This window comes from Thalassospira xiamenensis M-5 = DSM 17429 (assembly GCF_000300235.2).
GTDB lineage: Bacteria > Pseudomonadota > Alphaproteobacteria > Rhodospirillales > Thalassospiraceae > Thalassospira > Thalassospira xiamenensis.
Genome location: NZ_CP004388.1, coordinates 2396404 through 2414797, shown reverse-complemented (window position 1 = coordinate 2414797; position 18394 = coordinate 2396404). Strand labels below are relative to the sequence as shown.

General features: G+C 55.5%; 19 protein-coding genes. 12 read left to right on the top strand and 7 right to left on the bottom strand.

What is annotated here, in order from left to right; translation table 11 throughout:
* Window positions 1-7 precede the first annotated feature (7 nt).
* Window positions 8-580: a helix-turn-helix domain-containing protein gene (locus TH3_RS11385; RefSeq protein WP_007089276.1), complete on the bottom strand. Its 573-nt coding sequence runs from the start codon at window positions 578-580 to the stop codon at window positions 8-10.
* Between the two features lie 92 nt (window positions 581-672).
* Between TH3_RS11385 and TH3_RS11380 the strand changes: the two genes are divergently transcribed.
* Entirely contained in the window at window positions 673-1185 is a 513-nt protein-coding gene (locus tag TH3_RS11380) for a GNAT family N-acetyltransferase (protein WP_338057468.1), read from the top strand.
* A 25-nt stretch (window positions 1186-1210) separates the two neighbouring features.
* On the opposite strand, the gene TH3_RS11375 is transcribed toward TH3_RS11380, so the two are convergent.
* Window positions 1211-1843 (bottom strand): LysE family translocator, encoded by a 633-nt coding sequence (locus TH3_RS11375; protein ID WP_007089278.1) that lies wholly within the window; start codon window positions 1841-1843, stop codon window positions 1211-1213.
* Between the two features lie 89 nt (window positions 1844-1932).
* Window positions 1933-2694, bottom strand: coding sequence for an IclR family transcriptional regulator (locus TH3_RS11370; RefSeq protein ID WP_007089279.1), 762 nt, complete (start codon window positions 2692-2694; stop codon window positions 1933-1935).
* Between the two features lie 139 nt (window positions 2695-2833).
* Between TH3_RS11370 and TH3_RS11365 the strand changes: the two genes are divergently transcribed.
* Both TH3_RS11365 and TH3_RS11360 read left to right on the top strand, forming a co-directional pair.
* Window positions 2834-4549 (top strand): thiamine pyrophosphate-requiring protein, encoded by a 1716-nt coding sequence (locus TH3_RS11365; RefSeq protein WP_007089280.1) that lies wholly within the window; start codon window positions 2834-2836, stop codon window positions 4547-4549.
* A gap of 147 nt (window positions 4550-4696) precedes the next feature.
* A complete protein-coding gene (locus tag TH3_RS11360) occupies window positions 4697-5095 on the top strand; it encodes a cupin domain-containing protein (protein ID WP_040060879.1) in 399 nt (132 codons plus the stop codon).
* A 786-nt stretch (window positions 5096-5881) separates the two neighbouring features.
* Here TH3_RS11360 and TH3_RS11350 read toward each other — a convergent pair.
* Window positions 5882-6778, bottom strand: coding sequence for a LysR family transcriptional regulator (locus TH3_RS11350; protein WP_007089283.1), 897 nt, complete (start codon window positions 6776-6778; stop codon window positions 5882-5884).
* A 116-nt stretch (window positions 6779-6894) separates the two neighbouring features.
* On the opposite strand from TH3_RS11350, the gene TH3_RS11345 reads away from it, so the two are divergent.
* From TH3_RS11345 to TH3_RS11325, 5 genes are all read left to right on the top strand, one after another.
* The gene (locus tag TH3_RS11345; protein ID WP_007089284.1) at window positions 6895-7524 is read left to right on the top strand and encodes a hypothetical protein; all 630 of its coding nucleotides are present in this window, start codon (window positions 6895-6897) and stop codon (window positions 7522-7524) included.
* A gap of 237 nt (window positions 7525-7761) precedes the next feature.
* A complete protein-coding gene (locus tag TH3_RS11340) occupies window positions 7762-9576 on the top strand; it encodes an alpha-amylase family glycosyl hydrolase (protein ID WP_007089285.1) in 1815 nt (604 codons plus the stop codon).
* Window positions 9577-9777: 201 nt separating this feature from the next.
* Entirely contained in the window at window positions 9778-10785 is a 1008-nt protein-coding gene (locus TH3_RS11335) for a hypothetical protein (protein ID WP_139328137.1), read from the top strand.
* A 123-nt stretch (window positions 10786-10908) separates the two neighbouring features.
* The gene (locus TH3_RS11330; RefSeq protein WP_007089287.1) at window positions 10909-11379 is read left to right on the top strand and encodes a hypothetical protein; all 471 of its coding nucleotides are present in this window, start codon (window positions 10909-10911) and stop codon (window positions 11377-11379) included.
* Between the two features lie 105 nt (window positions 11380-11484).
* Window positions 11485-11976, top strand: a complete 492-nt coding sequence (locus TH3_RS11325) for a hypothetical protein (RefSeq protein ID WP_007089288.1) — start codon at window positions 11485-11487, stop codon at window positions 11974-11976.
* 24 nt (window positions 11977-12000) lie between these two features.
* Here the strand turns inward: TH3_RS11325 and TH3_RS11320 are convergent, their stop codons facing one another.
* Both TH3_RS11320 and TH3_RS11315 read right to left on the bottom strand, forming a co-directional pair.
* Window positions 12001-13230: a glycosyltransferase family protein gene (locus TH3_RS11320; protein ID WP_007089289.1), complete on the bottom strand. Its 1230-nt coding sequence runs from the start codon at window positions 13228-13230 to the stop codon at window positions 12001-12003.
* The gene (locus TH3_RS11315; protein WP_007089290.1) at window positions 13223-14053 is read right to left on the bottom strand and encodes an HAD-IIB family hydrolase; all 831 of its coding nucleotides are present in this window, start codon (window positions 14051-14053) and stop codon (window positions 13223-13225) included. Before TH3_RS11315 ends, TH3_RS11320 begins: the two co-directional genes overlap by 8 nt.
* A gap of 298 nt (window positions 14054-14351) precedes the next feature.
* Between TH3_RS11315 and TH3_RS11310 the strand changes: the two genes are divergently transcribed.
* The 4 genes from TH3_RS11310 to TH3_RS11295 all read left to right on the top strand — a co-directional run bounded on the left by TH3_RS11310 (window position 14352) and on the right by TH3_RS11295 (window position 17743).
* Entirely contained in the window at window positions 14352-15290 is a 939-nt protein-coding gene (locus TH3_RS11310; protein ID WP_167710568.1) for a substrate-binding periplasmic protein, read from the top strand.
* Between the two features lie 208 nt (window positions 15291-15498).
* Window positions 15499-16671: a 4-hydroxybenzoate 3-monooxygenase gene (pobA, locus tag TH3_RS11305; protein WP_007089292.1), complete on the top strand. Its 1173-nt coding sequence runs from the start codon at window positions 15499-15501 to the stop codon at window positions 16669-16671.
* 269 nt (window positions 16672-16940) lie between these two features.
* Window positions 16941-17228 (top strand): ElaB/YgaM/YqjD family protein, encoded by a 288-nt coding sequence (locus tag TH3_RS11300; RefSeq protein WP_007089293.1) that lies wholly within the window; start codon window positions 16941-16943, stop codon window positions 17226-17228.
* On the top strand, window positions 17225-17743 hold the full coding sequence (locus tag TH3_RS11295; RefSeq protein WP_007089294.1) for a hypothetical protein: 519 nt from the start codon (window positions 17225-17227) through the stop codon (window positions 17741-17743). Before TH3_RS11300 ends, TH3_RS11295 begins: the two co-directional genes overlap by 4 nt.
* Before the next feature lie 41 nt (window positions 17744-17784).
* Here TH3_RS11295 and hpt read toward each other — a convergent pair whose 3' ends face one another.
* The gene (gene hpt, locus TH3_RS11290) at window positions 17785-18321 is read right to left on the bottom strand and encodes a hypoxanthine phosphoribosyltransferase (protein WP_007089295.1); all 537 of its coding nucleotides are present in this window, start codon (window positions 18319-18321) and stop codon (window positions 17785-17787) included.
* Window positions 18322-18394 lie beyond the last annotated feature (73 nt).

The following is an 18394-nucleotide window of genomic DNA, read 5'->3' as shown; positions in this document are numbered from 1 at the left end:
TTTATTGTCAGTACGAGTTGCGCACGACGGCGACCAGATAGCGGCAGTTTTCGGGGCTTTTATTTTCAAATATGCAATCTTGCGGCGGGCCGAGTTCAAGGCTATCGCCCGTGTCGAGGTGATGCACCCTGTCGCCTTCGTGAAACAGCAATGTTCCCTCAAGCACCCAGATCGCCTGCTGAATGAAGCTGTATGCGGAGGCGGGCATGGTGACCTGTTTGCCGGGTGGCAGGGTGACTTCGACAAGTTCGAGCGGGATTTTCTGCCCCGATAGCACCTGACGGCGGTTATAGCCGGTTTCGGGATCCGACCATAATGGCTGCTTTGCGTGTTTCCGTACACCATGATGGACGGGGCTTGCCGACGAGAGCAATGCCGAAACCGTAAGCGACAGGGCCCCGGAAAGCCGCCCGAGAACCGTTGCCGTAGGGCTGGCTTCGCCGCGTTCGATCTTGCTGATCATGGCCTTGGAGACGCCGGATTTATCTGCGAATTGACCCAGGGACCAGCCGCGGATTTCGCGTTCGCGCTTAAGCCGGGCAGCAAGGGTGGCAGTGGTTTCGTCTTCTATAATGATCATAGTGATGTTTATTTTCCGTAAAATTGATATTGACTGTCTACTATAATGGATTATCGTCGGCAAGAGATTATCGGTATGAAAAAACGGAGACGATGATGCTTGTGCGCGGTGCGACGGAACGGGACCTTCCGGAAATTCTTGAAATTTATAATCAGGTTCTTCGCGATAGTACGGCGATTTATGACGATGTGCCATCCACCCTTGAGGAGCGGCGCGAATGGTTTGAGGGACGCAATCAGCAGGGCTTTCCGGTGCTTGTCGCGGAGGACGATGGCAAGGTTCTGGGCTTTGCGTCCTATGGCCCGTGGCGGGCGCGCTGGGGATATCGCTTTACGGTCGAGCATTCCGTGCATGTGCATGTCGATCATCGTGGCACGGGAATGGGCAGGGCGCTGTTGACGGCGCTGATCCCGATGGCCAAAGAGGCCGGTATGCATGTGATGATTGGCGGCATTGATGCGGAAAACGTCAATTCCATTCGATTTCATGAGCGGTTTGGTTTTGTCGAGGTCGGCCGCGCCAAGCAGGTTGCGCGCAAGTTTGACCGGTGGCTTGATCTTGTGACGATGCAGCTTTTTTTAAACGAGCCGGATGCCCGCGCGTAAATGACGCAGAAGATTCCTGTTGCCGTCAGGATAACGACAGCAGGGCCATGGCGAGGGATGCGATCAGCAGGGCGGCAAACAGGATATTGATCAGCCGCCCGAAACGCGGATCGGATAGCAGGCGCGCAAAGCCCGCCCCGAAAACCAGCCACAGACTATTGACCAGCACGATCACCAGCGCCAGAGCCGCGATTTTAAGGGCGTTATCCAGCCATAGGGAATGTGGCGTGATGGCGTGTGCAGCATAGACCGCGCCGATGGCGGCGAAGGCCTTGGGGTTGGCGATTGCCAGCATCACGCCGCCGCGGAAATCGGGGGCCTTGGCTTCAGGAGTGGTTTGGGGCGATTTGCTGGCTGTTGCGTGGGCGGGCCTGATCGGGGCGGTGGCGATTTTCCATGCCAGATAAAGGATATAAAGCGCGGCAATCGCCGTCAGGACCTGACCGGCAATTGGATGGGCGAGAAGGGCGGTGGCAATACCGGTGGCGACCAGCAGCAAAACCGCAATCGTGCCGGTGATGATCCCGCCGAGATAGCCAAGGCTTGGCCGAATGCCAAAGGCCGAACCACTTGCGGCCAGGCTTATGGTCGCGGGGCCGGGGCTTCCCATCAGCGGCAGGGCGGCAAGCCAAAGCAGCAGCAGATTTTCAATCATCATGGTGCGCACCTTTCCGGTTTGGGGGCCATTGCCGGAAATGTCGCATGGTTTGCCGGGTGTCGTCTTGAACGATTGTGACGCGACGTGCTCTAGAAATGCCCGTAAAGGGCGCGGGTGGCGTTTTGGGCGGCGTCGCGCAGGGCCGTCAGAATGTGATCGCGTTTCTGTTCGATCAGGGTCGGGGAGGCGCCAAAGACCGAAATGGCCGAAACCATGCGGCCATGCTGGGTCAGGATCGGGACGGCGACGGCGTAAATGTCGCTTTCGCGTTCGCCGTTATTCATTGAAAAGCCCTGTTCGCGGATGGTGTGAAGCTCCGATTTAAGGGCGGCCAGATCGGTGATGGTACGTTCGGTCATGCCGGTCAGGCGGATGCTATCGAAATAGCGGTCCTGCTCATCCGGGCTCATGAAAGCCAGCCACAATTTGCCATGCGCCGTGCAAAAGGCATCAAGGCGCGATCCGATGCGGATATCGACATAAAGCGACCGATCCGGCAAGGCCTTGGCGATGCAGACCGCCATGTCGCGATCAAATTCGGTGGCCATGCAGGCCTCCCCCACGCGGCGCGCCAGATCGTCCAGCACCGGCTGGATCAGGTTGGGCAGGCTGCCGTCGCGCAGCACACGATCCCCCAGATCGGCAAAGACATAGCCCAGCCGGAAGACCCCGCGCGCGACCATGCGAAGCGCCCCGGCCTGTTCCAGCGTATGCAGGAACCGGTGGGCGGTGATCATGTTGATGCCAAGGGCGGTTGCGGTGTCGCTTGCGGTCAGTTCAGACCGTCCCTCGGCAAAGAGTTCGAGGATGCGAAAGGCCTTGAGCACCGATCCGTTTAGCTGGCTTGTCATGATCCGTATCCTTTGCCCCGGGAGGCATATGTTGCGCGTGCATGATTTTGCGTCGCGGTGCCTTGACGCATGCCCGATTTCGATAATAAACTATATTATAAATCAAATTTCAAATATAGAAATATGGCAGGAACGTCAAATGAAAAAAGACAAGGCGGGTATCACGCTGACCGCGGGCGGGGCCGTTCTGGCGCGGATGAAAGCGATCGGGGTGGATTATATCTTTGCCAATTCCGGCACGGATTTTCCGCCGATCATCGAAGGGCTGGCCGAAGCCAATGCCAAGGATATCGAGCTTCCCAATGCGCTTGTCATGCCGCACGAAAATGCCGCGATGGGCATGGCGCATGGCTATTACCTTGCGACTGGTAAAACCCAGGCGGTGATGGCGCACACCAATGTCGGGCTGGCCAATTGCGCGATTGGCGCGATCAATGCCGCGACGGAGCATGTGCCGGTGATCCTGATGTCGGGCAGAACGCCGGTGATGGAACAGGGGCGGCTTGGCGCGCGGACCGTGCCGATTGGCTGGGGCCAGGAAATGCGCGATCAGGCGGCGATGGTGCGCGAGGCATCGAAATGGGAATACGAGCTTAAATTCCCCGAGCAGGTGCCCGACGTTGTTGACCGGGCCTATGCAATTGCGTCCTCGGTTCCCAAGGGGCCGGTTTATGTTTCCCTGCCGCGCGAGGTTTTGTGCGAACCCTGTCCGGGGGATGCGATTGACGCGCCGCTTCGCATGCAGCCGGTCCGGGTGATGCCGCCAAGCGAAACCCTTGAGGATGCGGCGCGCATCCTTGCCAATGCCAAAAACCCGGTGATCATCGCGCAGCGCGGGACCGGCACGGCGCAAGCCTTTGATCGCCTGTCGTCACTGGTGGATCAGTGGGGCATTCCGGTGGTGCAATATTGGGCGATCCAGCTTGCCCTTGGCACCGATCATCCGATGATGGCGGGGATGGACCCGGCGCCGTGGCTCAAAGACGCCGATGCGGTTCTGGTGATTGATTGCCTTGCCCCGTGGTCGCCCGATATTCATACGCTCCGCCCCGATTGCAAGGTAATCCAGATCGGGCAGAACCCGCTTTATTCACGTTTTCCGGGGCGCAATTTTGCCGCCGACCTATCGCTGACCGGGGAAACCGGCGATGTGATCATGGCGCTGGCCGATGCGCTGGATCGCCATCATGGTGATCATCGCGAAACCTGTGCCGACCGGCGTGAAAATGTTGCGGCGATCAATGCCGCCACGCGCAAAAAGGCACTTGCGGCGGCCGATGCCGGATCGGTTGATCCGATGAGCAAGGCGTTTGTTTCGCGGTGCCTGTCGGAGGCGATTGTCGGGCGGTCGGCGACGGTGTTTTCGGAGCTTGGCTGCCCGCTGGAGCCGCTGTCGCTTTTGGAGCACAGCAGCTGGTATCAGGAGCCGCATTCCGGCGGGCTTGGCTGGTCCTTCCCGGCATCGATGGGCTATCAGTTGGCCGATAAGGACAAGCTTGTGATCGCGACCATGGGCGACGGATCATACATGTTTGCCAATCCGACGGCCTGCCATCAGATCGCAGAGGCGCTGGAGCTTCCGATCCTGATCCTTGTTCTGAACAACAATGAATGGGGGGCGGTGCGCCAGTCGGTGACCGGGATGTATCCCGACGGCTATGCGGCGAAAACCAACCAGATGCCCCTGACCGGGCTTAAACCGAGCCCCGATTTCACCAAGGTTGCGGAAGCCAGCCGGGCATGGACGGCGAAGGCCGAACGGGCGGCCGATTTGCCGGAAATCCTGCGCCGTGCGATTGCGCATATTGATACCAACCGCACCCATGCGCTGGTTGAGGTGACGATTGCGCCGTAAAGGGTGGCGATACTGAACCGTTGATGAAAACCGGGTGTCGTGGTGATGATGCCCGGTTTTTTATGATTTAGGCGCATCATCGGCCTATGATTTACCGATTACGGAAATCAATCGACGCGGGAGCGTTCGCAGAACATGGAAAATCTGATGGAAAAACATCCGGAGAAAAGCGTGCCCGCCAAGGATGTTCATGACGGGGTGAAGCTGCTTGATAGCGGTGTGAATTTTGTCGGCGAGCAGGTGAGCTATCCCAAGGGCAAGGCCAGGATCAGATCGGTGCTGGCGACGATGGCGCCGGGGCAGAAAACCGGCTGGCACAAGCATGGCGTGCCGACCTATGGATATATCCTTGAAGGGCAGATTACGGTCGATTACGGCGATGCGGGAAAAACCACCTATCGGGCCGGGGAAGGGGTGCTTGAGGCGATGGATTACTGGCATGAGGGGATCAATGATGGCGATATTCCCGCGCGTGTCGTTGTCGTCTTTATGGGTGCCGAGGGCGCGGAAAACGTGATCTATAAGCCCGAAGATGCATCCGACTGAATTTTGATTTTATGGGAAAGAAAGTAGCTTGCTTGGTTCTTTCTGGTGAAGGAATAACCGGGCAGCGATTTCACTCCTGTAGGCAGGTAAAGGTAGTGATTGCGCCTCACAAATGTTCGAGGTGGTGAACTTTTGAAACTTGTACTGGAGATATTGGCCCGTTTTTTATTTTTCCGTCGGGTTTTCGCGTTATGATTGTGGCTGGGGTTTGGGTATGTTTCGGGGAATTAAAGCCCAGTGCGATACGGATTTCTGAGACGTTATGTCGAGATGGTTAAAGCCAAGCCTCTCAGGGCTTTAGTGTATGGTTGTCTCCTATGGTCGATTGTTTCCGGGTTTCTTATTTATAATGATCTCTACGCAACCTCGGTGGTTGATCAGGTCATCATTGCAGTGGTGGGTTTTTTTATCACCATAGCGACACCTTTTCGATCAAGAACAATTAACGCTACGTTGATCCGCCCGGCTATCGTTTTCAAAGGATCGCAGGTTCGAAAAAGGTCGTGTCCGACGTGCTTTATGGTTGCAGGGCATTTCTTTGGATTGTTTGCTCTTCTGCTAAGGGAAGCTGTGATCGAAAAAGGGCATGATTGGTGGTTGCCTCTCATTGCATATTTTATCGGGTTTGGGTTTTCCTATCCTTTGCTGTTCTGGCGCCCGCTAATCTTGAGGTTGTTATTTGGTTTCGAGAAGCGAACCCGATTTGCACGAGTGTTAGGTTGGGGAAGAGCAAGATAGATCATTGTACCTTTCCGGTGTCTTTTGTGCATAGCATGGCGGGTTCGATTACCGGGATGCATCTTTTAGCTGGTCAAAAATCCACTGCCCAACCGGGCCAAGCGGCTTGTCCTGACGGTGAGCGACGACAATATCGAGGACCGGCATGTGATTTAGTCCATCCCAGCTTTCGGGATCGAGCAGGGCGAGGGTTCCGTTGCTGATATGATCGGCGACCATATGTTCGGGCATGCCGCCCCAGCCAATCCCCCGCAATATCATGGCAAGTTTGGTTTCAAGGTCATTGACCTTCCAGTAATTCAGGGCCTGAACGGCGTGATTGCGTTGCAGGGTCGGGGCATCGCGCGCCGATGTGATGATCTGGGTGTGGGCGTGCATCGCATCGATATGGATTTTTCCCGGAAACCAGGCGAGCGGATGGTCCGGTCGTGCCACGGCGCACATTCTGACCTGCCCGCAGGCAGCCCGGGCATAGTCGGAACCAAAAGGAATGAATTCCGGCAAAATCGCAAGATCGGACGCGCCGCTATCAAGGACTTCGGTTGTCTGGATCGTAACCGTCGACAGGCTTACGCGGACTGTCGGGAATTTCCGGGCGAGAACCGCAAGGACATCCATCAGCGGGGCGTTTGATGCAAACTGGCTGATTGTAATCGTGATCGAAGCTTCGAGCCCGTCAGCGATGCCTTTGGCGTGTTGGCGGTAGCTGGAAATATCCGCCATGACCTTGCGTGCATGGGGCAGCAGGGAATGTGCCGCCTTGGTCAGGGTCGGGCGATAGGCCGTCCGGTCAAACAGTTCCAGATTGGTCTGTTCTTCGAGTTTCTGGATCGTGTAGGTGACCGACGATTGTGTCCGGTTCAGATGCCGCGCGGTGGCGGCAAAGCTTCCGAGGTCGGCAATGGTGACGAAGACCCGCAATTGATCAAGGGTGATGCCAGACATAAAGCTTCAACTTTTTTGAATGAGATAATCATAAATATAGAATTTTTTTTATGGTCTGACACTCGTAAATTTTGTGCAGGAGCGAAATAGGGGAGGGGCACAAGGAGTGTAAGATCGTGCTGGGCGTTGATCCCCATGAGTTTTTAGTGCCGTTGATCCGGCAGTCGGTTTTGATGATGCACCTGTTTGCGTTCGCATTTGCGTTTGTTCTGGTGGCGCGGGCAGACATTGCGATGCTGCGTGGTCAGTATCAGGAAGGCAGGTATGACCTAGGCAGGGATGCCGTTTACACGGCTTTGCTGTTGGGGGTGCTTTGGGTGTCCGGGGTGGCATTGATCGGGCTTGGTATCGGGTTTGATATTGCTGCCATTGCCGCAAACGGCAAGGTATTTGCCAAGGTTACGGTCGTCACTATCCTGACGATCAATGGCATTTTCCTTCACCTTTATGCTTTTCCGGTATTTGCCGATAAACAGGAAAAAGCGTCATCGGTCCGGCTTTTGATATGCACGATCCTTGGCGCGGTAAGTTCCGTGTCGTGGTTTTGTGCATCTGCGTTCGGGGCCGCACGCGTGGTTGCGCCGTGGCTGGGATATCAGCATTTCATGCTGTTTTATGGCATCAGTCTGTCGGCAGGGCTGTTCGTTGCGATTTTGTTCGTAAGGCCGGTGTTGCGGCGTCAGCTTGAACGTCGGTCATCGGTTGTGCCGTCTGCCGGCTTTGTTGCAGGGGCGGTTGCCGAGTAGTCATGAACAGAACCCGGGATGCCTTCTGCCGGATGCGGATTTTCAGATTTCAATCACTACCCGGCCATGTGCCGGGTAGGTTTTTTGTTGCGTGATTGATTGTCTTTGGGCCGGGAACAGCTTTTGAAAGGTTCGGCTGCCTGCTTTGTTAGCACTTTGAAATCGTTGCTTGCATCATAGGCAAAATCATTATTTGATTAAGGTGAATTCCTGATTTGCCTGCCCAAAGGAGCCAGCATGGACCGCGTTATCGGAACCTCGGGGCGTATTGCGTTCGCAAGTGCAATGCGCAATCTGCTTGCGGATGTGTATCCGGAACATGATCACGCCGATCTGGTGCGCCGGGTGTTTGAAGTGCTGGGATTGCCGCTTGAGGGCGATGGGGCGGAGCCGTGCGAGGAATATCTTCGCAAATGGGATCAGCGTGATGCGTTTCTGATCACCTATGGCGACAGTATTTCGCGCGACGGGCATCATGGTTTGCAAAGTCTTGGCGATTTTTATCGCACGTGGCTTAAGGACTGGCTGACCGGGATACATATCCTGCCGTTTCACCCCTTTACGTCTGATGATGGTTTTTCGGTCAGCGATTTCAGTAGTTTACGCCCGGAACTTGGCACCTGGGATGACGTGAAGGCATTATCCAAGGATGCGACCGTGATGGCCGATCTGGTGGCGAACCATATTTCGGCGTCCCATGTGTGGTTTCAGCAGTTCCTTGCAGGCGACAAGCCCGGTGTCGATTACATCAAGACCGCCAGCCCCGACGATGATCTTTCCGATGTAGTGCGCCCGCGCAGTCATCCGTTGCTAAGCCAAGTCACGACATCGGATGGTGAAAAGCATGTCTGGTGCACGTTCAGTTATGATCAGGTTGATCTGGATTACGGCAACCCGGATGTGTTTTTTGAAATCCTGAAGATCGTTCTGGAATATCTTAAACATGGCGTCCGGGTCGTGCGGCTGGATGCCATCGGCTTTATCTGGAAGGTGGCCGGGACCAGTTCGATCAATCTGGATCAGACGCACAAGATCATCAAGGCGCTGCGACTGGCGACCACGGCGGTACATCCCGATGTGCTGTTCATTACCGAAACCAATCTGCCGCTGCTTGAAAACCTGTCCTATTTCGGCAATCAGGACGAGGCGCATCTGATTTATAATTTCAGCCTGCCGCCGGTGATCATTCATGCGCTGTTATCGGGGCGGAGTGATTATATCCGCAAATGCATCATGTCGATGCCGCCAGCACCGGCGGGTTGCACTTTTTTCAATTTTACCGCCAGCCATGATGGTATTGGATTGCGCCCGGCCGAAAACCTGATCCCGGATGCGGAGATCGAGGTGATGACCGACCATGCGCGCAAGATGGGCGGGCAGGTCAGTTACCGGTCGCTTAAGGGCGGCGGGCAGAAGGCCTATGAACTTAATGTCACGCTGTTTAGCATGCTGGCGGAGAGTTTTGGCGGGGATCGTACCTTTGGCCTTGAACGGTTTGTGATGAGCCAGGCGATTGCCATGTCGCTTGAGGGCGTTCCGGCGATTTACGTGCAGACGATCTTTGCCACCGAAAATGATCAGACGGGATATGAGGAAACCGGCATTCCGCGCAGGCTTAACCGCAAAATCTGGCAGCTTGAAGAGGCCGAGGAACGGTTATCGGAAGAAGGCATTGCCAAGCGGGCGTTCGATCAGTTGCGCGCATTGATGTCGATCCGCATGGGGCAGCCGGCATTTCATCCCAATGCGACGCAATATACCCTGAACCTTGGATCGGAATTGCTGGGCGTGTGGCGGCAAAGCCATCTGAACGATCAAAGCATTTTCTGTGTTTTCAACCTGACCGATCAGGTGCAGGACCTTGATCTTTCAAAGATCAACCTGATCATGACCGAGGGGTGGACCGACCTGCTGTCCCAGCAGGTGATCGAGGATTTCAACGGCATTCTTGCGCTTGCCCCCTATCAGATCGTGTGGATTTCAAATATCGACGGGCGCAATCGCATTGATAGCCGGTTGTTGCAACGTTATCGCGATGCGATGCCGGTTTGATGCCGGGTTTGATGCGGGGGAGGTTCTTGGCGTTGTCACGTTACGATGAAGGTTGGACAACCGGTAATTGTTGCGCCAATCTGTCTTTGGGTGACATCAACGGGGATCAGCGTGGACATGATCAAAAACAGAATAGCTTTTGTGGCAACAGTGTTTGCGCTTCTTTCCCTTGTTGGATGCCAGACGACGCAACCCTATGAGGTGAGCCGAGCCTCCGAATACGGGCCGGAGCGCGCCAAATTGTTGCAGGTTGCGCGCGACATATGCATTGCCAATCTGGGCGATGCGGAAGCCATCGACAGACTTGCGCTGCCTATGGCGGAAGAACTGCCGATTATCGAAGAAGAACAGCTTGGCAATGAAACGGTAAAGACCCGCGTTTATCGCATCATTTACAAGGGGCGCCATATCGGTGCGATTTCCAACAGTGAAGGGCGCGCATGCAGTGTTGCCGCAGCCGCCGGGATTGGCATGCCCGATTATTTCACCGAACAACTGGGCCTTGTGATCGAGGATAAGGATTTTGCGCTGGTCGGCAGCGATATCGATGAAATGCGATATGGCTATCGGGAAACAGCCGCCCATCCGGTCAAGAAAATGGCTACCAGAGTTGCCGGGGTGGGCAAGGTCGACATTATCCTGTTCATGACCGAAGAAGCCTATGAGGCGGAGCGCAGCTTTGTTGAAGGTGCGAAAAAGATGACTGAAAATGCCCATCGGCCAGAGATTGCAGGTGGGGAGGTTGCCTTGACCATCTTGCAGGATATCTGTGCGCCGAATATGGGTGACAGGGTTGCTATGCGCAGCGCCCTTGGTGAATTTACCGGTGCTGCGGGCAAGTCGTATACGGATAAGCGCCTTTGGATGTTTGGTGACAAAATTGAGATGTTTCCGCTGTTGCGGTCGCCTGACGGTACGATGAGCATGGCGATGATGGCGCCCGATGGAGAATCCTGCGGGATTTGGGAGGTCGGCAAACCCAAGCCGGTTAAGGATATTTTTGCCCGTATCGGGGTCGAGCTGTTGGGCGAGGAAGGTGTCGATGACGGCATCATGCGATACGGGTATCGTGCCAGTGACGAGGTTGTGTTTTTGAATTTGACACGCGTGCGCACTGATCAGACGATTAACGGGATGTTCTTTATGCAGCGGGACGCTTTTAGCCGGATTCCAAGTGCATTGCGGCCGCCTCTTCCGCAGGGTATCTGACCGATTTCATCTGCTGCAATATTTAAAATCAGAAAAAACTGATGTTTGCGCCTTGCATTGCGGCGTGATGCGTTCCTATGATCGATATCGATAGAATGGACGTGTCGGGGAGCTTGTTGCGCGATGGCCTATGCGCAGGAAATTCGGCTGGATGACCTGCCGGACGATGTGGACGGGCAGGTTTCCCGGTTGCTTGCGCTTTGGCAGGATGCCTGTCGAGACGGGGATATTCCCGACCGGCGTGATCTGGGTTCCGACATGCTGGCCCCGTGGCGCGATGATATCGGCATTTACGAATATCAGCCCGATCGCAACGATTTCGTCATTCGCCGCGATGCGCCGAACATGATCGCGGCCAGTGGCGAGAATTATCAGGGATCAACCCCGCGCCAGATCGATCTGGATTTCGGAACAACGGTTTATCGTACATTGTGCGAAGTGATCAAAACCGGGCAGGCGCAAATCCACATGATCGGGGTCGAGCGCAAGCAATGGGAAAACTGGTTGCGGTTGATGTTGCCGGTGCGCACAAGATGCCGGAAGGGCGATCCGGTCATTCAGGTTCTGGTGGTGCATTTTCTGCACAAGGTATGAGGCGGCGGATTTAAAGCGTTTTGTGTTTAATCAGCCGCATCTTGTTATTTCACCTTGTATTCCCAATTTTACTCATATGGGAGAGGCAGAAGGTCACGCGATAGTATGGCCGAGACGACAGATTTCGAACTTGATGAATTGCCCGAGAATATCGGACCGCATGTTGCGGATCTGGTCCGGCTCTGGCATGAGGCGCGTGCAGAAGACCCGGAGCAGATCGTGCCGTCGCGCGACATTCTGAGCGCAGAGCGGTTGCACCGCTGGCTCGACGATATCACCATCTATGAATATATGCCGATCAAGGAAGATTTCGTGGTGCGGATCGATGCACCGTCGATTGTGTCCCTGAACCGGGAGAGTTTCCAGCGCGCCAGCCCGCGCGAGATCGACATGAAATACGGCACCTGCCTGACGGCGGCATTGTTCAACACGATGATGTGCGGAGAGCCGAAATTCTATCATGTCACCCTTGCCGTGCGCGCCGATCAGCACTGGTTGCGCGTTTTGTTACCGGTGCGCACGCGCAATCGGGACAGGGACCTGATTGATCAGATACTTGGCATCCGGTTTGATTACGAATGCCAGTATCATATTTGACCTATTGCGATGGGCAGGTGGGCGTCAAGTGCCGATCCCTGCATCGTTCAGGTCGTCTTCGACAGCAGCCGAGAGCTGTTCGAAGATGTCGCCCATCGCACTTTCAACGCGCTGCCAGCTTGGAATGAAGGGGCTTTCGAGCGGGTTATCAAGGTAATGCTGGCCCGCACTCATGATGACTTCGGCGAGCACCTCGACGCATTTTTCTTCTTCGTCGCGATTGATTTTAAGGCCGTTAAACAGCGCGTCCGCGCGGTATTGTTCAATCAGGTCAAGGGCGGTGCGATAGTAGGTTGCCTTGAGGGTTCGGAAGGTTTCATGCGAGAAAACGGTGCCCTGGGTGGCGAGTTTGCGGAACAGGGATTTGGCGATATCGCTTGCCATGCGTGACAGGCCATCATCCTTTTCAGCCGGGTCAAATTCGCGGTGTTTGTGATCATAGATATCAGCGATATCGACCTGTGCCAGACGGTGAACCGTGTGGTTGCGATACATTTCCGACAGCATGGAAACTTCAAGGCCCCAGTCGGACGCGACGCGTAGCCCATAGGCAACGTCAGTGCGGATCGCCATTTCACCCGACAGCGAATAGCGGAAGCAATCAAGGTAATTGAGGAAATCTGTTTTGCCGACGACCTGTTTGAGCGCGCGGATCAGGGGGGTGACAAACAGGCGGCAGACCCGGCCCTTGAGCGTGCCATTGGCAACGCGGGCGTAATAGCCCTTGGCAAAGGCGAAATTAAACGCCGGGTTGGCAATCGGATACATCAGGCGGGCAGGCAGATCGGGTTTGTAGGTTGCTATGTCGCAATCATGAATGCCGATGACCGAGCTTCGGCCCGATGCCAGCGTATAGCCAAGGCAATACCAGACATTACGGCCCTTGCCCGGTTCATAGCGGGCCAGATCATATTCCGCCAGACGATCATGGACGCTGCGCAGGCGCGGGCCGTCATTCCAGAGGATGCGGACATGTTGCGGCAGGTCTTTGAAAAATTCGCGCGCATAGGCGTATTGTGTCGCGTCGGCCCGGTCCAGCCCGACGACGATCTGATCGATATAGGTGGCCTGTTTCAATCCATTAAGGATGGTGGTCATGGCCGGGGTTTCAAGTTCGGAATACAGGCAGGGCAGGATCAGGGTTTGCCGACGCTGGCGGGCGAAGGCGGTCATTTCATAAGCGAGTTCTTCGGGGTTGCGGTCGATGATGCGGTGCAGGGTTGTGATCGGCCCGCCCTGATGAAAATCAGCCATGAAGTACCTCGCTTTTGTTATTGGTATTGGTCAATTGATCGAGAAGGGAGTTTACGCCTGCGTTCCAGCCCGACGGACCCGGTTCCGGGGCGATGATCAGTTTTGGATCCTGTATCAATGCGGTTGTTGTGATTGCGTGTTTTTGCGGTATCTGGATTGCGACATCGGCCGCGGCAAGCATGGTGGCGTCATTGGCGGAATCCCCCAAGGCGATTGTGCAAGGCGTTAAACCCGTTGAAGGCAGAACGCCGTTTTTGGCCAATAGTTCCAGCATGCGCGCCATGGCGGCCCCCTTGTCGGTCGGGCCGCAAAGGGTGTGAAAGCGCCCGCCCTTGAGCAGTTTGAGGCCAAATGTTTCGGCAATGGCACGCGCGATGGTGACATCTTTGTCCGTCGGTGCCCAGATCAGCGGATCGGAGCAGTGCCGAAGTCCGGCGCGCGCCGCATCATCGGGGGAAAGGCCGGTTTGGGCGGCGATGATTTCGGGCGATGTGCTGCGGAAACTGGTGACGGGAATGGAGAGGGCCGCCCGGATGGCATCGCGTGCGGCATCGATGGTTTCGGTGGCGGGGCCGGGTTGTTCGGTTTGATCGCCAAGGCGGATCACGCCGCCATTTTCGCCAATCAATCCATCAAACAGATGATCCGTGGCATTGAGATGGGAAAGTTCGGCCAGCGTTTTTGACGAGATCGCAATCAGCGGAATGCCGAGCTTTTTTATGCGTTCAATCGCCGGGGCTGCCGGGGCCCAGGAATAGGTGTCATGATCAAGCAGAGTGCCGTCAAGATCGGTGAAAATGGCGCAGTGTCTGTGTTCTGTCATTGTCCCGTTTGGTCGGTTTCAAAAGGCTTTTGACGGAGCCGGTGCAACAACCGGAACTTACCTTAGCATACAGGTCAAGACAGGGCGACAGTGGAAAGGTTAAACTTTATGCGTCGTTACATGTTGATGAAATTAAAGGCATTTTGATCCGGTATCGTGATCGCGCGTATGAAAAATAGAGAATTTGGCGTTTAATAATCCGTCAGGCTTATCAACATAAGATAAGTTCAGAAAAAACAATAAAGTGACCTATCGGGGTAAGGCGGCAGCATATGCCGGAACCATGCAGGAGTATGGTGTGGGGAAAAGACGAACGGGTATTGTTTTGCCGGTACTGGTGTTGATGGTGCAGATCGTGTGGGGGGCGGTTTGCGGCATGGTCCCGGGTTTGACAGGGGCGGTCGCGCAGGAAGTCGGCAAAATCACAGAAGCATCGGCGCAGAAGCCCGAAGTTCTGTTTGCGGTAGGCGAATGGCCGCCGATGATTACGGAAAATGCCGCCGGATACGGCATTCACACCAAGCGGGTGACCGAGGTATTCGAGGCGATGGGATACCGGGTGCGGTATGCTTTTGTACCGTGGCGGCGTGCTTATGAGCAGACCATTGCGGGGCAATATGCCGCGACATTCAGCTGGATCTGGACCGACGAACGCGCGGCCGAGGTCCTTTATCCGCGCTATCCAATCGCAAAGGCGCACCAGATCGGATTTTATCGCAAGGACAGGTTTCCGGTCGGGCTTGATGTTAACGCAATTGCCGATATTGCCCCCTTGGGGCTGCGTCCGGTCGGGGTTGCCAGTTATTGGTACGAGGTTGAATTTCGCCGTCTTGGCATTCAGGCTGATATTGTCACGTCATCGGAAGCCGCATGGCGGTTTCTGGATGCCGGGCGGGCTGATATCTATTTTGACGAAAAGGATGTCGGCCTGATGGATATGGCGCGGGTTCTGGGCGAGGATGCGGTGAAACGCTATGGCATTACCGATCCGGTGCAATCAGAGAACATGTTCATCCTGTTTTCCCGGGATCACCCGCAAGGCAAAGTGTTGCGCGATGCGTTTGACGGGTTCCTTGATACCCCCGAAGGCCGGGCCATGTGCTGGGGTTGGGGGGTATGTGAACAAACCGCAAGTGCCACGCCCGGACCGAAAATGACGGTTAACGGGCAGGGGCGCGTGCAGGGAAATCCGACCGGGGCAGATAAGGTGGGGGCAGATCAGGTTGGCGGTTTTTGACCGCCTTTTGATGATCCCTTGACCATCAGGGTCCCGATCAAAACCATCGGGATATGTTGCGATAACCATTGCGGTATAGATGTTCGATTTGTCCTATCCTTTTCCCGGTTTGTCCATTCTTCCCATGTGAAATCAGACGTATTCTTTCCTTATTGGAACGGTTCTTGTTCCGCAAAACCAACAAGAATAGTCAAGTGAGGTTTACGTCATGCATGTCCCTGTTGCCATTATCGGCTGCGGTCCTTCGGGGTTGCTGCTTTCGCATCTGCTGCATGTGCAGGGAATTGACAGCATTATCCTTGAGCGCAAGGATCGCGCCTATGTCGAGGGGCGCATTCGGGCCGGTGTTCTTGAAATGGGGACGGTCGGCCTGATGGAGCGGGTCGGGGTTGATGCCCGCATGAAGAGCGAGGGCATCATTCATGGCGGCATCTATATCAGTGTCAATGGCAAGCGCCAGCATGTGAATATCGAAGAACTGACCGGTGGTTCGACCGTGATGATTTACGGCCAGACCGAGGTGACCAAGGATCTGATACAGGCGCGCCTTGATCATGGCGGCGAGATCGTGTTCGAGGCCGAGGATGTCAGCCTGCATGACTTTGATGCCGACAAGCCGCGTGTTCGATATGTCAAGGACGGCAATCCGGTTGAACTGACATGCGATTATATTGCGGCCTGCGATGGCTTCCACGGGGTGGGGCGGCAGACCATGCCGTCATCGAAGCTTGAGACATTCGAAAAGGTTTATCCGTTTGGCTGGCTGGGCGTTCTGGCCAAGGCAAAACCGGTGGCGGACGAGCTGATTTATGCCAGCCACGACCGGGGATTTGCGCTTTGTTCGATGCGGTCGGAAAGTGTGGTGCGCCATTATGTGCAGGTGCCGAGCAGTGATAAGATCGAAGACTGGTCCGATGACCGGTTCTGGAACGAGCTTCGGGTCCGGCTTGGCGAGGCGGACGGGGAGCTGGTCAATGAGGGCGAGGTGTTTGAAAAAAGCATTGCACCGCTTCGAAGCTTTGTTGCCGAGCCGTTGAGCCACGGGCGTCTGTTCCTGGCGGGGGATGCGGGGCATATCGTGCCGCCGACCGGGGCCAAGGGGCTTAACCTTGCGGCGAGTGACGTGCATTACCTGTCCGAAGCATTGATCGGTAAATTCAAGCAGAACCGTGATGATTTGCTTGAAACCTATTCCGATACAGCGCTGGCGCGCGTGTGGAAGGCGGAGCGGTTTAGCTGGTGGATGACAACGATGCTGCACACCTTTGATGATCATCACGATTTTGACGGTCGTATCCGTCGCGCCGAACTGGAATATATCCTGTCATCGAAGGCAGGTTTGACGACGCTTGCAGAAAACTATGTCGGTTTGCCTTACTGATTATCTTGCTGATCGGCATGGTTTGGAGCCCCACACTCCTTAAATCCGCCCGGATATCTGCAAGGGATGAACGGCCCGTTCCCACGACGGGCCGTTCTTTTTTGTCAAAAGCGGATTTCTGTTGGAAAAATATGTTGGCCGGGGGCGCAGAATGCCGCGGTTTGACGCGGGTGCCTCCAAATGATCACAATCTTGTGTGGAACTTCTTTGGGGTCCGGTTCGTTAAGCAAGTGTCGAATAAGTTAATGGATAACCACAGGAGTTTTATGATGGTGACCAAGACTGATACGGATAATGCAAAACTTCAGGCCGATGTCGAGGCTTTGCGCAAGGATCTTGCCGAAGTCACCAAGACGCTCAGAACGATGGGCAGTGACCGGGCCAATTCTGTTGCCCAGTCCGCCGCAGAGCGTGTTCGCGAGGTTTCGGGCCAGGTTCATGACCAGTTTGACCATGCGCGCGGCGTTGCCGTTGATCAGGTGCGCGAACGCCCGCTGACCTCGGTTGCCATAACTTTCGGCATTGGCATGCTGGTTGGCGGTCTGCTGCGTAAATGATCGATCAGCTTGTTGAAGCGATCACTGAAATCGCAAAGTCCGCCGCCGTAAAGCTGGCGGTCTTTGCGGTTATCGGGGTGACGATCCTGATCGGGATCGGGTTCCTGCTGGCGGCGGTGTTTATTTATCTGGCCGCGCAGTTCGGGACACTTGGTGCCGCCCTTGGTCTGGGGACGGTTCTGGTAGCCCTTGGCTTGGTGGCGCTGGCGATTGTTCTGCAACGCGACCCAAGTGACGGGATCGCACGCGAAGACAAGGCAGGTGCCAAACCGGCACGCGATGAAGATGCGGTTCTGTTTGATATGCTGATCCATGCGGCCCGCGCCGGTTACGCAACCGGGCAGGGCGACAAGCGGCACATGCAGGACGGTCTGGAGCGCCTGTTTGCCGATTTATCGGCCCTTGGCGTGTTTGATCGGCCGGTTGGTTCGACAACAAGCCCCGCCGAACAACCGGGGACGCCAGACCAGCCGGAAAATGGCAGCACGACACCAGATTCAAAAATGGCGGGATAACCGGATGGTTCCCGCCATTTTCATTTCAGATTTCCGAAAGCTTATTCGTCGTGGAAATGCACCGTGCCGATAAAGGGCAGGTTGCGGTTGGCTTGGGCGTAATCGATGCCATAGCCGACGACAAATTCATCGGGAATGTCAAAGCCGCAATAATGGATCGGAATTTCGACTTCGCGGCGCGATGGCTTGTTCAGCAGCGTGCAGATTTCAAGCCGGTTCGGATCGCGGGTTTTAAGCAGGCGGACGACTTCGGACAGGGTATAGCCGGTATCGATGATGTCTTCGACCAGCAGCACGTCCTTGCCGCGGATCTGGCCATCCAGGTCCTTGACGATGCGGACATTGCGCGAGCTTTCGGTGGAATCGCCGTACGAAGACGCGACCATGAAATCGACTTCGACCGGAACGGTCAGCTTGCGGGCCAGATCGGCGATGAAAACGAACGATCCGCGCAGCAGACCGACAACGATCAGTTTTTCAGTATCTTTGAAGTTTTCATTGATCTTGGCGGCAAGCGCATCGATCTGCGTGGCAATTTCGTCCGCCGTTATCAGCGGCTTGACATCATAATCGGCCATCAATCTCGGTCCTGAAGCGTTGTGGGATGATTTCCCGCTTGCTATCACAAGCCGCCCCCCATGACCAGCCCGT

Coding starts and splice junctions, on each gene's coding strand:
- TH3_RS11350 (WP_007089283.1), bottom strand. CDS start 6,778: ATGTCTGGCATCACCCTTGATCAATTGCGGGTCTTCGTCACCATTGCC.
- TH3_RS11380 (WP_338057468.1), top strand. CDS start 673: ATGATGCTTGTGCGCGGTGCGACGGAACGGGACCTTCCGGAAATTCTT.
- TH3_RS11295 (WP_007089294.1), top strand. CDS start 17,225: ATGATCGATCAGCTTGTTGAAGCGATCACTGAAATCGCAAAGTCCGCC.
- TH3_RS11300 (WP_007089293.1), top strand. CDS start 16,941: ATGGTGACCAAGACTGATACGGATAATGCAAAACTTCAGGCCGATGTC.
- TH3_RS11340 (WP_007089285.1), top strand. CDS start 7,762: ATGGACCGCGTTATCGGAACCTCGGGGCGTATTGCGTTCGCAAGTGCA.
- TH3_RS11330 (WP_007089287.1), top strand. CDS start 10,909: ATGGCCTATGCGCAGGAAATTCGGCTGGATGACCTGCCGGACGATGTG.
- pobA (WP_007089292.1), top strand. CDS start 15,499: ATGCATGTCCCTGTTGCCATTATCGGCTGCGGTCCTTCGGGGTTGCTG.
- TH3_RS11325 (WP_007089288.1), top strand. CDS start 11,485: ATGGCCGAGACGACAGATTTCGAACTTGATGAATTGCCCGAGAATATC.
- TH3_RS11375 (WP_007089278.1), bottom strand. CDS start 1,843: ATGATGATTGAAAATCTGCTGCTGCTTTGGCTTGCCGCCCTGCCGCTG.
- TH3_RS11385 (WP_007089276.1), bottom strand. CDS start 580: ATGATCATTATAGAAGACGAAACCACTGCCACCCTTGCTGCCCGGCTT.
- hpt (WP_007089295.1), bottom strand. CDS start 18,321: ATGGCCGATTATGATGTCAAGCCGCTGATAACGGCGGACGAAATTGCC.
- TH3_RS11360 (WP_040060879.1), top strand. CDS start 4,697: ATGGAAAAACATCCGGAGAAAAGCGTGCCCGCCAAGGATGTTCATGAC.
- TH3_RS11365 (WP_007089280.1), top strand. CDS start 2,834: ATGAAAAAAGACAAGGCGGGTATCACGCTGACCGCGGGCGGGGCCGTT.
- TH3_RS11320 (WP_007089289.1), bottom strand. CDS start 13,230: ATGGCTGATTTTCATCAGGGCGGGCCGATCACAACCCTGCACCGCATC.
- TH3_RS11370 (WP_007089279.1), bottom strand. CDS start 2,694: ATGACAAGCCAGCTAAACGGATCGGTGCTCAAGGCCTTTCGCATCCTC.
- TH3_RS11315 (WP_007089290.1), bottom strand. CDS start 14,053: ATGACAGAACACAGACACTGCGCCATTTTCACCGATCTTGACGGCACT.